The sequence below is a fragment of the Nocardia sp. NPDC051750 genome (assembly GCF_044453135.1).
Classification (GTDB): domain Bacteria; phylum Actinomycetota; class Actinomycetes; order Mycobacteriales; family Mycobacteriaceae; genus Nocardia.
Genome location: NZ_JBITCK010000004.1, coordinates 525219 through 539029 on the forward strand (window position 1 = coordinate 525219; position 13811 = coordinate 539029).

11 protein-coding genes and 2 tRNA genes are annotated in these 13811 nt (G+C 66.0%); 8 read left to right on the plus strand and 5 right to left on the minus strand.

Features of this window, described 5'->3' with window-relative positions:
- Positions 1–122: 122 nt before the first annotated feature.
- The 4 genes from ACIA75_RS20830 to ACIA75_RS20845 all read left to right on the plus strand — a co-directional run bounded on the left by ACIA75_RS20830 (position 123) and on the right by ACIA75_RS20845 (position 2986).
- On the plus strand, positions 123–884 hold the full coding sequence (locus tag ACIA75_RS20830) for a fumarylacetoacetate hydrolase family protein (protein WP_397106325.1): 762 nt from the start codon (positions 123–125) through the stop codon (positions 882–884).
- Between the two features lie 13 nt (positions 885–897).
- Positions 898–2373, plus strand: a complete 1476-nt coding sequence (gltX, locus tag ACIA75_RS20835; protein WP_397106327.1) for a glutamate--tRNA ligase — start codon at positions 898–900, stop codon at positions 2371–2373.
- 321 nt (positions 2374–2694) lie between these two features.
- Positions 2695–2766 (plus strand) — tRNA-Gln (locus tag ACIA75_RS20840).
- A gap of 147 nt (positions 2767–2913) precedes the next feature.
- Positions 2914–2986 (plus strand) — tRNA-Glu (locus ACIA75_RS20845).
- A 1364-nt stretch (positions 2987–4350) separates the two neighbouring features.
- On the opposite strand, the gene ACIA75_RS20850 is transcribed toward ACIA75_RS20845, so the two are convergent.
- Positions 4351–4878 carry a pyridoxamine 5'-phosphate oxidase family protein gene (locus ACIA75_RS20850; protein WP_397106329.1) on the minus strand — a complete coding sequence of 176 codons (528 nt, stop codon included), beginning with the start codon at positions 4876–4878 and terminating at the stop codon, positions 4351–4353.
- A 34-nt stretch (positions 4879–4912) separates the two neighbouring features.
- Positions 4913–5614 (minus strand): IclR family transcriptional regulator, encoded by a 702-nt coding sequence (locus ACIA75_RS20855; protein WP_397106331.1) that lies wholly within the window; start codon positions 5612–5614, stop codon positions 4913–4915.
- Positions 5615–5757: 143 nt separating this feature from the next.
- On the opposite strand from ACIA75_RS20855, the gene leuC reads away from it, so the two are divergent.
- The 3 genes from leuC to ACIA75_RS20870 all read left to right on the plus strand — a co-directional run bounded on the left by leuC (position 5758) and on the right by ACIA75_RS20870 (position 8638).
- Positions 5758–7173 carry a 3-isopropylmalate dehydratase large subunit gene (gene leuC / locus ACIA75_RS20860; protein WP_397106333.1) on the plus strand — a complete coding sequence of 472 codons (1416 nt, stop codon included), beginning with the start codon at positions 5758–5760 and terminating at the stop codon, positions 7171–7173.
- A 53-nt stretch (positions 7174–7226) separates the two neighbouring features.
- The gene (gene leuD, locus ACIA75_RS20865; RefSeq protein WP_397106335.1) at positions 7227–7835 is read left to right on the plus strand and encodes a 3-isopropylmalate dehydratase small subunit; all 609 of its coding nucleotides are present in this window, start codon (positions 7227–7229) and stop codon (positions 7833–7835) included.
- A 155-nt stretch (positions 7836–7990) separates the two neighbouring features.
- On the plus strand, positions 7991–8638 hold the full coding sequence (locus ACIA75_RS20870; protein WP_397106338.1) for an HU family DNA-binding protein: 648 nt from the start codon (positions 7991–7993) through the stop codon (positions 8636–8638).
- A 210-nt stretch (positions 8639–8848) separates the two neighbouring features.
- Here ACIA75_RS20870 and ACIA75_RS20875 read toward each other — a convergent pair whose 3' ends face one another.
- From ACIA75_RS20875 to cofC, 3 genes are read right to left on the minus strand one after another with little or no spacing between them, the layout of a single operon-like run.
- A complete protein-coding gene (locus tag ACIA75_RS20875; protein ID WP_397106341.1) occupies positions 8849–9814 on the minus strand; it encodes an NUDIX domain-containing protein in 966 nt (321 codons plus the stop codon).
- A complete protein-coding gene (locus ACIA75_RS20880) occupies positions 9811–12003 on the minus strand; it encodes an RNA degradosome polyphosphate kinase (RefSeq protein ID WP_397106343.1) in 2193 nt (730 codons plus the stop codon). Before ACIA75_RS20880 ends, ACIA75_RS20875 begins: the two co-directional genes overlap by 4 nt.
- 52 nt (positions 12004–12055) lie before the next feature.
- Positions 12056–12760, minus strand: a complete 705-nt coding sequence (gene cofC / locus ACIA75_RS20885) for a 2-phospho-L-lactate guanylyltransferase (protein WP_397106346.1) — start codon at positions 12758–12760, stop codon at positions 12056–12058.
- 30 nt (positions 12761–12790) lie between these two features.
- Here cofC and ACIA75_RS20890 point away from each other — a divergent pair, with 30 nt between their 5' ends.
- Positions 12791–13786 carry an NAD(P)H-dependent glycerol-3-phosphate dehydrogenase gene (locus ACIA75_RS20890; protein WP_397106349.1) on the plus strand — a complete coding sequence of 332 codons (996 nt, stop codon included), beginning with the start codon at positions 12791–12793 and terminating at the stop codon, positions 13784–13786.
- The last annotated feature ends 25 nt before the right edge of the window (positions 13787–13811 follow it).

Genomic DNA, 13811 nt, shown 5'->3' on the forward strand with positions numbered 1-13811 from the left:
ACGGTCACGGTACACCTGGGGCCCATGCACTTTCCAGGTGGTATCGCGCTTCTCACGGCCGCGCCGAGCCGACCGGTCGGGCGCATTCGGGCTGGTGGAACCGGGCTGGATAGACTCCGACCATGCGTCTAGGTCGAGTTGCCAGCCCCGACGGGGTCGCTTTCGTCGCCATCGACGGCGAGACCGCGAAGGAAATCGCCGAACACCCGTTCGGCACCCCGACATTCACCGGCCGTACCTGGCCGCTGGCCGATATCCGCTTGCTCGCCCCCATCCTGGCGAGCAAGGTGATCTGCATCGGCAAGAACTATGCCGCGCACGCCGCCGAATTCGGCGGACAGGCGCCGGACGAACCGGTGATCTTCATCAAACCCAATACGTCCATCATCGGGCCGAACGTGCCCATCCAGCTGCCGCCCAGCTCTTCCCGAGTCGACTTCGAAGGCGAGCTGGCGGTCGTGATCGGCCGGCCGTGCAAAGACGTCACCGCCGCCCGTGCCAAGGATGTGATCCTCGGCTACACCGTCGCCAACGACGTCACCGCCCGCGACCAGCAGGCCCAGGACGGCCAGTGGACGCGTGCCAAAGGCTACGACACGTTCTGCCCGCTGGGCCCCTGGATCGAAACCGAACTCGACCCCGCGGACCTCGAGATCACCACCGAACTCGACGGCGAAATACGCCAGCGCAGCACCACATCACTACTGCTGCACGATATTCCGGAAATCATCGAATGGGTGACCCGGGTGATGACGCTGCTGCCCGGTGATGTGATCCTCACCGGCACTCCCGAAGGCGTCGGCCCGATGAAAGACGGACAGAGTGTCTCGGTAACCGTATCCGGAATCGGGACACTCACCAATCCTGTTGCCGCCAAACGCTGAACGAAAGAGAGACATGACAAACGTACGGGTCCGTTTCTGCCCGTCGCCCACCGGGACACCGCATGTCGGGCTCATCCGCACCGCTCTGTTCAACTGGGCCTACGCCAAACATCACGGCGGACAATTCGTCTTCCGAATCGAAGACACCGACGCCGCAAGGGATTCCGAAGAATCCTATCTGGCACTCCTGGACGCGCTGCGCTGGCTCGGTCTCGAATGGGACGAGGGCCCCGAAATCGGCGGGCCCTATGCGCCGTACCGGCAATCGCAGCGGCGCGAAATCCACCGGGACGTGGTACAGAAACTCCTCGACGCCGGAGAAGCCTACGAATCCTTCTCTACGCCAGAGGAAGTCGAAGCGCGCCACCGCGCGGCCGGACGCGATCCGAAACTCGGCTACGACAATTTCGACCGCGATCTCACCGCCGAACAGATCGCCGAATACAAGGCCGCCGGGCGCGGTGCCGTGGTCCGGTTGCGTATGCCCGACACCGACCTCACCTGGAACGATCTCGTTCGCGGCGAAACCACCTTCAAAGCCGGCAGCGTCCCCGATTTCGCCCTCACCCGCGGCACCGGCGACCCGCTCTACACGCTGGTGAACCCGGTCGACGACGCCACCATGCGGATCACCCACGTCCTGCGCGGCGAAGACCTGCTCTCCTCCACCCCGCGCCAGCTCGCCCTCTACGCGGCGCTCCGGCGAATCGGCATCACCGACTTCACCCCGGAATTCGGTCACCTGCCCTTCGTCATGGGACAGGGAAACAAAAAACTGTCCAAACGCGACCCGGAATCCAACCTGTTCCTGCACCGCGACCGCGGCTTCATCCCCGAAGGTCTGCTCAATTACCTGGCACTGCTCGGGTGGAGCATCGCCGACGACCACGATGTCTTCTCCATGGACGAGATGGTCGCCGCGTTCGACGTATCGAAAGTCAATTCGAACCCGGCCCGATTCGACCAGAAGAAGGCCGATGCGATCAACGCCGAACATATCCGGATGCTCGCCCCCGCCGATTTCGCTGGACGGTTGCGCGAATACCTGACCCGGCACGAATATATCGGCGAGGGAATCGACGATAAAGTCTTCGCCGAAGCCGCGGAATTGGTCCAGACACGAATAGTCGTCCTCGCCGATGCCTGGGACCTGCTCCGCTTCCTCTTCGCACCTGCCGACGAATTCGCCATAGACCCCGCGGCCGGAAAGAAAAACCTCGGCGACGACGCGCGGCCGGTCCTGGACGCCGCAGTCGAAGCACTCGAACCAGTCACCGCGTGGACCGCCGCCGAAATAGAAGAAGCGCTGAGAACGGCGCTCATCGAACGGCTCGAACTGAAACCGAGAAAAGCGTTCGCACCGGTGCGGGTCGCGGTCACCGGATCGCATATCAGCCCCCCGCTGTACGAATCCATGGAACTGCTCGGCCGCGACGAAACCATGCGGCGGCTGCGGGCCGGGCGCGAATGGGTCGCACCCGCGGAATAACCACATGCGGCGCGCGGGCGGTACCGCACCGGACGGTCCCGGCCGCCGCCCGTGGTAGCCGGCGACCGGGGGCCGCTCTCCGGTGTCGACCGCCGCGCATCCGCAATCCCAGGGGCTGTCGTCTGGACGCGTACCACGCGCGTCCGCTCCGGCCGCCTGCCCCGCCCGGTCGCCGCGACACCCGAAATGGTCCGGCAAACCCGTGACAACCCGGATCTGACCAGGCGATTTGTAGTTTCACCCGAACAGTTTGGTACTCTCTTTCTCGGCCGGAACGACGGTGCCGCCGCAGCCAGCGACGAACCCGAAAGCCCAGGTCATTGGGGTATGGTGTAATTGGCAACACAGCTGATTCTGGTTCAGCCATTCTAGGTTCGAGTCCTGGTACCCCAGCGGAAATCGCTCCCTACTTCATCCTCCAGATGCGGTGCGCGACGATAACCAGGCGATTTGGTCGCCACCGCCCGGTCGGTTACGCTGATCGAGCTTCGGATCGAACGATCCAGATCCACTCCAGCCAGGAGTTGATCGACAAGTCCTGGCCCCGTCGTCTAGCGGCCTAGGACGCCGCCCTCTCAAGGCGGTAGCGCGGGTTCAAATCCCGTCGGGGCTACTCAGCTGGCAGGCTCATGCTCATGGAGAGCATGAGCCTTTGCTGATTCGCGATGTTTTGCGGGGGTGCAACCCCCGCACCCCGCCCAGGCGGGCTCGGCGCCCCCTGGACCCCCCTCAGCGGATTGGGTTCCTACGAAGGTGTTGCCGGGGCTGCGCCCCTGGATCCCTTTGTGGTTGGTCTCATACGGATAGACGTTGGCGGACGGTTGCTTGTGGGACGCTCGGTCGGGCTGGTGGTCCTGGGCGCCTTCCGCGGATCGGATTCCTGCCGTTGTTGTGCCGGGGCTGCGCCCCTGGAGCCCTTTGTGGTTGGTCTCACACGGATAGACGTTGCCGGACGGTCTGCTCTGGGGGCTCGGTCTGGTGGTGGCTCCTGATCCCTGCCGCGGATCATGTTCATTCGGTTGTGGGGCCGGGGCTGCGCCCCTGGAGCCCTTTGCGGTTGGTTTCATGCGGATGGGCGCTTGCGGCGGTCGCGTGTGGATACTCGGTCGGCTGGGGGTTATGGACGCTTGCCGTGGCTCGGGTTCCTACGGAGGTGTTGCCGGGGCTGCGCCCCTGGAGCCCTTTGCGGCTGGTCTCATACGGAATGGCGTGTCATGTGGGTTTGGGCGAGTGGCCTGGCAGTCGCCCGGCTGGGCGGCCGGGGGCGTATGAGTAACGGGCCTCAGCGGGGCACAGGCGACTTGTTCGAGAGAGGTACAGGCCAACTCGTTTGCTCACTTTTCCAGCGGCGGTGGCGAATTTGCGAGGTCCTTGAAGGTTTGGTCCGCCTTGCCCCTCGCCCTTCGGGCGGCGTGCGTTGCGGGCGCTGGTCTCGAGGGCTGTAGGGCAGTGCCGAGGGGTCTATACCCTGTCGGCGCGCCCTCTGGGGAGCGCTGTTCGATGCGCTCCGCGCGGCGGCGCGCGACCGCACGGTGCGTGCGCTGGTGCTTCACGGGCACCGGAGAAATTCAGCGGCGAGGATTGGATTCGGCGCCCATGTCGCGCATTCTCTTCTGCGAAGGTCGCTCCGCCTGTGGGGACGGTCAAGAGGATGGGTGCTCTTCTCGCGTCGAACGTTGCTCTCGGTCTCGAGGGGCGGAGCTTTGAAGTCCGTCGTGGGTGGAACTTGGCGAGGAGGCTGACGCCCTCATGTTTGTGGGGCAACTCGCGTCTCGTCTTCTGCTGTCGTCGTATTGCGTGCGGGCTTACCCGTTACGTTCGAGAGCCGGCCCGGCTCGAGCCTGTCGTTGTATCAGATCCCTGGACGGTTCGGCTCGAGGGGACGGCGTACCGGGCGATGATCCGGTGGTGGTCGGTTTCGCGCGACGGATCGGGCGTGGTCCTTCCGGGTGCCGGTGGGGGCACCCGGAAGGAGATTCAATCGTCCAGGGCGCCCGCGGTGGAACCGCCGAGAGGCATTTCGGGGAGGCCTAGTTTGCGGTGGTCCCAGCTGCGGATGCGGTCGGGGACCACGCGAACCGCTACTCGTTTGTTGAGCATTCCCTCGACGTATTCGCGCATATCGTCGGTGTACGGGCCGGTGTAGCGTTCCCAGACGCTGACGCCGACGGCGAAGAGTTTTTCGGGGTCGTCGATGACCTCCGCGTGGCCTTCGATGGAGACCCCGCGCAGCGTGTCGTAGGTTTTTCCGGCTTCGACCATGCAGGTGACCGCGGGGTTGCGGCGCAGGTTGACGGCTTTCTGGGATTTGCCCTTCGTTTCGAACCACAGCTCGGGGATCGCGTCGGGGCGGGCCGGATCGGCGATGAGCGCGTACCACATGGCGGTCAGGTGCGGTTTTCCGTCCGCGCCGAGGGTGGCCAGGGTGGCCACGCGGCTGCGGGTGAGGAAATCGGTGATCTCGGCGTCGGTCATGACGATTTGTGACCGTTGGTTCACTCCCATGGGGCAACCATAAGTGACAGCGCCCGCCCGCCGCTCAGAGTCGGCGGTGCAGCGCATCCGCGGCCGCGACCAGATCCGCGGCCCAGCGGGCACCGGGACGGCGGCCCATGCGGTCGATCGGGCCCGAAACGGATATCGCCGCCACTACGGCGCCGTTCTGGTCGCGGACGGGCGCCGAGATGCTCGCAACGCCGGACGCGCGTTCGCCGGCGCTCTGCGCCCAGCCGCGTTTGCGCACGTCGGCGAGGGTGCGCTCGGTGTACGCGGCGTCGGCGAGCACGCTGCGCTGCAGGTCGGAATCGGCGAATGCGACCAGGACCTTGGCGGCCGAGCCCGCGGTGAGCGGGAGCCGGGAACCGATCGGCACGGTATCGCGTAACCCGGCGGGTGGTTCCAGCGCGGCGACGCAGACCCGTTCGCGGCCGTCACGGCAGTACAGCTGCACGCTCTCGCCGGTGATCTCGCGTAGTCGCGGCAGGATCGAACTCGCGGCCTCGAGCAGCGGATCGGCGGCGCCGGCGGCGAGTTCGCCGAGCGCGGGGCCGGGGCGCCAGGCGCCGTCCCCGTTGCGGGCCAGCAGCCGGTGGGTTTCCAGGCCGACGGCGAGGCGGTGGGCGGTGGCGCGGGGCAGGCCGGTGCGGTCGCACAGGTCGTTGAGGCCGCAGGGCTGCTCGGCGACCGCATATAGCACTGCCACCGCTTTGTCCAGAACGCCGATACCGCTATGCTGTCTCATACAACGATATTAGCGTCCTGCATTCTGAGATGCCATCACGAACAGCCCAGGTGGGTCATGGGATGAGGTCGCGACATTCCAGCTAGTGCGTATCCGCGCGGGGCGACCCGATCGGATGCCGGGCCCGAAAGGTGATCGCAACAATGCCACGTACGCTGGCCGAGAAGGTATGGGAACAGCATGTCGTCGCCCGCGGTGAAGGAGAGGGTGAGGCGCGCGAACCCGATCTGATCTACATCGATCTGCATCTGGTGCACGAAGTGACCAGCCCGCAGGCCTTCGACGGTCTGCGTGCGGCGGGGCGACCGGTGCGCCGGCCCGATCTCACCATCGCGACCGAGGATCACAATGTCCCGACCGTCGATATCGACAAACCTATCGCCGACCCGGTTTCGCGTACTCAGGTGGAGACGCTGCGGCGTAACTGCGCGGAATTCGGCATCCGGCTGCACCCGATGGGCGATCGCGAACAAGGCATTGTGCACGTGGTCGGTCCGCAGCTCGGGCTGACCCAGCCGGGGACAACGGTGGTGTGCGGCGACAGTCACACGTCCACCCACGGCGCCTTCGGCGCACTGGCCATGGGAATCGGGACCAGTGAGGTCGAACACGTCCTGGCCACACAGACTCTGTCGCTGCGGCCGTTCAAGACGATGGCGATCACCGTCGACGGCGAACTGCCGGCGGGGGTCACCAGCAAAGACCTCATTCTGGCGGTTATCGCCGAAATCGGTACCGGTGGCGGGCAGGGATATGTGCTCGAGTATCGCGGTTCTGCCATTCGCAATATGTCGATGGAAGCGCGGATGACGATCTGCAATATGTCCATCGAAGCCGGTGCGCGGGCCGGGATGATCGCGCCGGACGAAACGACCTACGAGTTCCTGAAGGGGCGGCCGCATGCCCCGCAGGGCGCGGACTGGGATGCCGCGGTGCAGGCGTGGGAGGCGTTGAAGACCGATGAGGGCGCGATTTTCGACCGGGAAGTGCATATCGACGCCGGGGCGCTGACGCCGTTCGTCACCTGGGGCACCAACCCGGGGCAGGGATTGCCGCTCGGTGCGAATGTGCCGGACCCGGCGGAGATCGCCGACGAATCCGCGCGTGACTCGGCAGAGAAGGCGCTGCGGTACATGGATTTGACCCCGGGTATGCCGCTGCGCGAGGTCACGGTGGACACGGTGTTCGTCGGATCGTGCACCAACGGCCGGATCGAGGACCTGCGGGCCGTGGCCGGGGTTCTGCAGGGCCGCAAGGTCGCCGACGGCGTGCGGATGCTGGTGGTGCCGGGGTCTATGCGGGTACGCGAGCAGGCCGAAGCCGAGGGGCTGGGGGAGATCTTCACCGCGGCCGGGGCCGAATGGCGGCAGGCCGGATGCTCGATGTGCCTGGGGATGAACCCGGATCAGCTGGAGCCCGGTCAGCGCTGCGCCTCCACCTCGAACCGGAACTTCGAGGGCCGGCAGGGCAAAGGCGGGCGCACCCATCTGGTGTCGCCACTGGTCGCCGCCGCCACCGCGGTCCGTGGCCGGCTGTCGGCGCCGACCGATCTGAACTGAGCCCCCGCGCCGCATTCCGAAACGAACAGACAGCCCGAAACAGGAGAAATACGATGGATGCCTTCACTGTGCACAAGGGGATCGGGGTCCCACTGCGCCGGTCCAATGTGGACACCGACCAGATCATCCCCGCCGTCTATCTGAAGCGCGTGACTCGAACAGGTTTCGAAGACGGCCTGTTCGCCGCGTGGCGCGGCGAAGCGGACTTCATTCTCAACACCGAACCGTACAAGCGCGGCAGCGTACTCGTGGCCGGTCCGGATTTCGGCACCGGTTCATCGCGTGAGCATGCGGTATGGGCGCTCATGGACTATGGCTTTCGAGTAGTTATCTCTTCACGTTTCGCGGACATCTTCCGCGGTAATGCGGGCAAGGGTGGTCTACTGGCCGCGCGAATGTCACAGAATGATGTCGAAATGCTCTGGAAGCTGCTCGACGAACAGCCGGGACTGGAATTGGTTGTCGACCTCCAGGAGCGCACGGTGACCGCCGGAACCATCGTGTTGCCGTTCGAAATTGACGACTACACCAGGTGGCGCCTGTTGGAAGGTTTGGACGACATCGGCCTGACACTACGGCGTAGCGATGTGATCGCCGAGTTCGAAAAGGCAAGGCCGGCTTGGAAACCAAAGACCCTTCCGGAACCTATTTCGCAGGCGTAATGTTGTCGGCCTCTTATGGGGGCCCGGATGGTGCGGTAGCTGTGCGTGTGCTAGACCACATGAATTTTGGCGTGGCACATAGACTCTTGCCCAATGTGGGTTTACCGTGGTACCTAGTCGGTCCGACGACGGGCCATTAGTCTGCGGAGGATTCAATGAACAAGGCGGAACTGATCGACGTTCTGACCGAAAAGTTGGGTACTGACAGGCGCACGGCCACCGCGGCAGTCGAGCATGTGGTCGATACGATCGTGCGTGCGGTACACAAAGGGCAGAGCGTCACCATCACCGGATTCGGTGTGTTCGAACAGCGGAAGAGGGCAGCCCGGGTCGCGCGGAATCCGCGTACCGGGGAAACCGTCAAGGTGAAGCCCACTTCGGTGCCGGCGTTCCGGCCCGGCGCCCAGTTCAAGGCGGTTATCGCGGGTAAACAGAAGCTCGCGGCAACAGGCCCCGCGGTGAAACGCGGTGTCAATGCTCCTGTGGCGGCCAAGAAATCCACGGCCAAGAAGACGACGGCGAAGAAAACCACCGCCAAGAAGTCGGCCACCAAGGCGCCCGCCAAAACAACGGCACGGAAGACCGCCACCAAGGCGCCGGCCAAGAGCACCGCCGCCAAGAAGGCAGCCACCAAGGCCGCGGCGAAGACCACGGCCCGCAAGACGGCGGCCAAGAAGGCCCCGGCCAAGGCTGCGGCGAAGAAGACCACCGCCAAGGCCACGGCCAAGAAGACACCGGCGACGAAGAAGGCCACCACCGCGAAGCGGACCACGGCCAAGAAAACCGCCAAAAAGGCTCGCTGACCCACGGAGCCGCGGATGCCGCGGAAATCCCTGACGGCTTGCGGAAATCCCTGACGGCTTTCCGACCCGCGAACGGTGTCGATCGGTGAGCATCGCGTGTCGTATCTCGGCCCGCTGCTCGCCACTTCCACAACCGAAACGCCGGACGGACCAGCCCCCGGGCGATCCCCGGGGGCGTGACCGTCTCTACGGCCGGTGGTGCGGCCGGGTCTACTCGGTCGCCGGAGCTGTATCGACCGATAGCGATCGGTCCAAGTGATCGGCGGCCACCAACCGGCCGCCCGCGAAAGACAACACCCAGACCGACCCCTTCCGGGTCCGGGCGGGTGACAAACGCATTCCGTCCTGTTCCGCCCACCAGGCGACGAGATCCGGCACGGTATCGCCCTGGCTGCACAATACGGGCACGGAGCGCGACGAAAGCACCAGCGAACGGATATGGTCCCGCGCCTTCTGCGTATCCGCGGCATATCCGATATCACCGAGGAGCGGTTCGATCGCTACCTCGACACCCAATTCCTCGGCCAGCGGAGCCACCGTCTGCACACAGCGCAACGGTTCGGCGGAATAGACCGTTTCCGCGCCGAACGCCAGCAGATTAGGTACCAGCGCGAGGGCCTGCTGGTGTCCGGCCACTTCGAGTGGGCGCTGTTCGTCCGGGCCGCGGAAACGGTCGCGGCGGCCGGCCTTCGCATGCCGGACCACCAGCGCGGTCCGGGTATCGGCCGGGAGCCGCGTGAACGCCCGCACGATCTGGCGGTCCATCGGATACGACAGCGTCGACATCACTGTTTCCAGCGGACACCAGGTGAGTTCGTCGACCTCGTGGTTGGCGCTGAACTCACCCCCGGTCACCTCGGCCGCCCAGTAATCGACCCGTTTCATCCTGCGGTGGCCCGGGATCGGATAGGTGACCTTGCCCAGGTAGCGGCCCAGCCGGGGACGCAGGCCGGTCTCCTCCTCGGTTTCCCGGACCGCGGCCAGCACCGGGGTTTCGCCGGGATCGAGTTTCCCCTTGGGCAGCGACCAATCCTGGTATTTGGGCCGGTGGATCACCGCGATCTCCAGACCCCCGAGGGATCCGGGCGCATGCCGCCACAACACGGTGCCGGCCGCGTGAATATTGGGTGTGGTCCGGGGATCCGGATAGGACGGCGGAGTATGCGTGCCGTTCACTGCTGATCGGGACGGCGTAGCCGCATCAGCGCCACCTGATGGTCGCGAACCTCGATCCCGTCCCCTTCCGGTCCGGTTCCGGCTCTGTCCGGGCTGGATTTCCAATTACCGTCGGCATCCAGCACCCAGCAGCGGGTCATGGGGTGCAGGGCGGATTCGAAGATCTCGTCCAGCCGTTCCCGCAGTTTCGGGTCTTTCACCTGGGCCATCACCTCCACGCGTCGGTCCAGGTTGCGATGCATCATATCGGCGCTGCCGATCCAGAACTCGTCCTGCGCCGCGAAGTTGAGCAGCCGTGAATGTTCCAGCACCCGGCCCAGGATGGAGCGCACTTCGATGTTCTCGCTCATCCCGGGCACACCCGGGCGCAGCCCGCAGATACTGCGGACCACGATCTGCACCGGTACACCCGCCTGCGACGCGCGGTAGAGCGCGTCGATGACCTGTTCGTCGACAAGCGCGTTGGCCTTCAGCCTGATCCCGGCCGTGGCCCCGGAGCGGGCCGCTTCGATCTCGCCTTCGATCCGGGAAATGATCCCGGCCCGGATCCCGTGCGGGGCCACCAGAATATTGCGGTAGTCGGCTTTGCGGGAGTAGCCGGTGAGCGAATTGAACAGGTCGGTGAGATCGGCGCCGATCTCGGGCGCTGCGGTGAGCAGGCCGACATCTTCGTACAGGCGCGCGGTTTTGGGATTGTAATTACCGGTGCCGATATGGCAATAGCGGCGAATGGTCGAACCCTCCCGGCGCACCACCAGACAGGTCTTGCAATGCGTTTTCAGCCCGACCAGCCCGTAGACCACATGGACCCCGGCCTGTTCGAGGGTGCGTGCCCATTTGATGTTCGCCTGCTCGTCGAACCGCGCCTTGATCTCCACCAGCGCCACCACCTGTTTACCGGCTTCGGCGGCGTCGATGAGCGCGTTCACGATCGGGGAGTCGCCGGAGGTGCGGTACAGGGTCTGCTTGATCGCCAGGACCTGTGGGTCGGCGGCGGCCTGCTCGATGAAACGCTGCACGCTGGTGGAGAACGAATCGTACGGGTGGTGCACCAGGACATCGCCCTCGCGCAGGGCGGCGAAGACATTGCGCGGCGTCTCCCGTTCGCCGAACGCGGGCGGGGTCGCGGGAACGTAGGGGGCGTCCTTGAGATTCGGGCGGTCCACGCCGTACACCTGCGACAGGCAGGACAGATCCAGGAGTCCGGGGACCTGGATGACATCCGCCGGGTCGACTTCCAGCTCACGCAACAGCAGATCGAGCATATGCTCGGTCATATCGTCGGAAACCTCGAGTCGTACCGGCGAACCGAACCGGCGGCGGGCCAGTTCGCGTTCCAGCGCCTGCAGCAGATCCTCGTCCCGGTCCTCGTCGACCTCGAAATCGGCATTGCGGGTGATCCGGAACGAATGGTGCTCGACCACCGTCATCCCCGGGAAAAGATGTTCCAGATGCGCGGCGATCAGTGCTTCCATCGGCAGGAACGCGGCGATCGAGGCGCCGTTGCCGGAACTCGGCCGCCGGACCCGCACGAAACGGTCCACATTGTCGGGAACCTTCACCCGGGCGAAGTGTTCACCGCCGGTGGTCTGGTCCTGGACGGTCACCGCGAGATTCAGGCTCAGACCGCTGATATAGGGAAAGGGATGGGCGGGGTCCACCGCCAGGGGCGTCAGGACGGGGAACACCTGGTCCTGGAAATGCGCGGATAACCGCTCCCGTTCGGGTTCCTGCAGATCGGCCCAGTCGATGATCTCGATACCCTCGGCGGTGAGCGCGGGCAGTACTTCGGTGAGAAAGACCTCGGCGTGGCGGACGGCCAGATCCTGGGTCCGGGCCGCGATCAACTCGAGTTGTTCGCTCGGCGACCGGCCGTCGGCCGACCGGACCGAAAGCCCGGTTTCGGCGCGGCGTTTGAGACCGGCGACACGGACCATATAGAACTCGTCGAGATTCGAGGCGAAGATCGACAGGAATTTCGCCCGTTCCAGCAGCGGCAGCGAACTGTCCTCGGCCAGGGCCAGTACCCGGGCATTGAAGTCGAGCCAGCTCAACTCCCGGTTGAGGTAGCGATCGGCCGGCAAACGGGTTGTGCTCCCGCCGGCCGGGATCTGGGTGGCGGCCGGAGGTGGGGTGGGTAGCACCTGTTGCTGCTTGACGGTTTCCGTATCGCTCACACCTACGATCATTCCTTACGAACCGGGTGGTGTGCATATACGGGCGGTGACTGTTATCTCTAGTTCACGAGGTGGCGACCGGCCCGCACACCTGGGTGACCATTGCACGAACACGATGGGGTAGGCCCAGCTCACGCAGCAGTCCGGCGGTCTCGTGGCCCGTGCCCAGCGCCTGCACCGCCGCCAGATCCGCGGCGGTATCCACATCGTGGCGCAGACCGGGCCATTCGCCGTGCAGTTCGAGGGCGCCCTCGGCGCGGTGGCGGTGAGCCGAATCACGACCGAACCGGGGCAGCAGCGGCACGCCCGGGGGCGCGAGCAGCGCCGCGGTCCCGGTACCGGCATGGTCGGCCACCAGTGCGCGGGTGTCGCGGGGTGCGGCGGCCAGCACCGCGGACAACTCCTGCGGGCACAAGGCGGGCAGATCGGCTTGCAAGGCCAGCAAGCCGACGGCGCCGTGCCGGGCTCGCAGCGCGGTCGCCGCATCGGCCAGGGCGATATTGAGCCCGTCCGGATCGGCGCCGGCGCCGGCCGGTTCGGGATGGACATCGGCCCCGAGGGCGCGGGTCGTCTCGGCGACCACCGGGTCGGGAGTGACAACCGTGACCGAGGCGACCGCCGGGACCGCCGCGGCCGCGCGCACGGTATCGGTGAGCATGGCCAGCACCAGCCGGGACCGGTGCGCCGGCGGCAGGACACCGGCGAGCCGGCTCTTGGCGCTGTCCAGGGTTTTCACCGCGATCACGGCGTGCACGGAGTGCGGGCACATGGCCCCATCCTGTCATGGCATATTGGGCTGATGACGAGGGCGGCGGTAATGGGTGCGGGATCGTGGGGGACGACCCTGGCGAAGGTATTGGCGGACGCGGGCACCGAGGTCACGATCTGGGCCCGCCGGCCGGAGGTCGCCGAAGCGCTGAGCACCGACCACCGCAACCCCTATTACATGCCGGGCGTGCAGCTACCGCCGGTCACCGCCACCGACGATTACGCCCGGGCCATGGACGGCGCCGAGATCGTGGTGCTCGCGGTGCCGTCGCAATCACTGCGCGGGAATCTGAAGATCTGGGCGCCGGCCATCGGCCCGGATACCACCCTGCTCAGTGTGGCCAAGGGGATCGAAAGCGGCACCCTGCTGCGGATGAGCGAGGTGATCGCGGAGGTCACCGGCGCGGACCCGGGCCGGATCGCGGTGCTGTCCGGACCCAACCTCGCCGGGGAACTCGCCGCGGGGCAGCCGGCGGCCACCGTGGTCGGCTGTACCGACGCGCAGCGGGCGGCCGCGGTACAGCGCGCCTGCGTCACCAGCTATTTCCGGCCCTACACCAATACCGATGTGATCGGCTGCGAAATCGGCGGGGCCTGTAAGAATGTCATCGCCCTCGCCTGCGGTATCGCCTCCGGCATGGGATTCGGCGACAACTCCATCGCCGCGCTGATGACCCGCGGCCTGGCCGAGATCATCCGGCTCGGTATGGCACTCGGCGCCGAACCGGCGACCCTGGCCGGGCTGGCCGGTGTCGGAGATCTCATCGCCACCTGCACTTCGCCGTTGTCACGCAACCGGTCCTTCGGCCAGGTACTCGGTTCCGGCGGGTCCATGCAGGCCGCACAGGAAGCGACGCACGGGCAGATCGCCGAAGGTGTGAAATCCTGCAGTTCGGTGCTCGCGCTGGCCGCGGCGCACCAGGTGGAGATGCCGCTCACCGAGGCCGTGCACCAGGTGTGCCACGAGGGCCTGGTGGTGCGGTCGGCGATGGACAAGTTGCTGGGCCGCCGGATCAAACCCGAATAACCGCCGGTGATGGTGTGCCGCGATT

Bases quoted from the DNA above. Each gene is read 5' to 3' on its own strand.
- ACIA75_RS20830 (WP_397106325.1), top strand. From the start codon at position 123: ATGCGTCTAGGTCGAGTTGCCAGCCCCGACGGGGTCGCTTTCGTCGCC.
- gltX (WP_397106327.1), top strand. From the start codon at position 898: ATGACAAACGTACGGGTCCGTTTCTGCCCGTCGCCCACCGGGACACCG.
- ACIA75_RS20850 (WP_397106329.1), bottom strand. From the start codon at position 4,878: ATGGGAGTGAACCAACGGTCACAAATCGTCATGACCGACGCCGAGATC.
- ACIA75_RS20855 (WP_397106331.1), bottom strand. From the start codon at position 5,614: ATGAGACAGCATAGCGGTATCGGCGTTCTGGACAAAGCGGTGGCAGTG.
- leuC (WP_397106333.1), top strand. From the start codon at position 5,758: ATGCCACGTACGCTGGCCGAGAAGGTATGGGAACAGCATGTCGTCGCC.
- leuD (WP_397106335.1), top strand. From the start codon at position 7,227: ATGGATGCCTTCACTGTGCACAAGGGGATCGGGGTCCCACTGCGCCGG.
- ACIA75_RS20870 (WP_397106338.1), top strand. From the start codon at position 7,991: ATGAACAAGGCGGAACTGATCGACGTTCTGACCGAAAAGTTGGGTACT.
- ACIA75_RS20880 (WP_397106343.1), bottom strand. From the start codon at position 12,003: ATGATCGTAGGTGTGAGCGATACGGAAACCGTCAAGCAGCAACAGGTG.
- cofC (WP_397106346.1), bottom strand. From the start codon at position 12,760: ATGTGCCCGCACTCCGTGCACGCCGTGATCGCGGTGAAAACCCTGGAC.
- ACIA75_RS20890 (WP_397106349.1), top strand. From the start codon at position 12,791: ATGACGAGGGCGGCGGTAATGGGTGCGGGATCGTGGGGGACGACCCTG.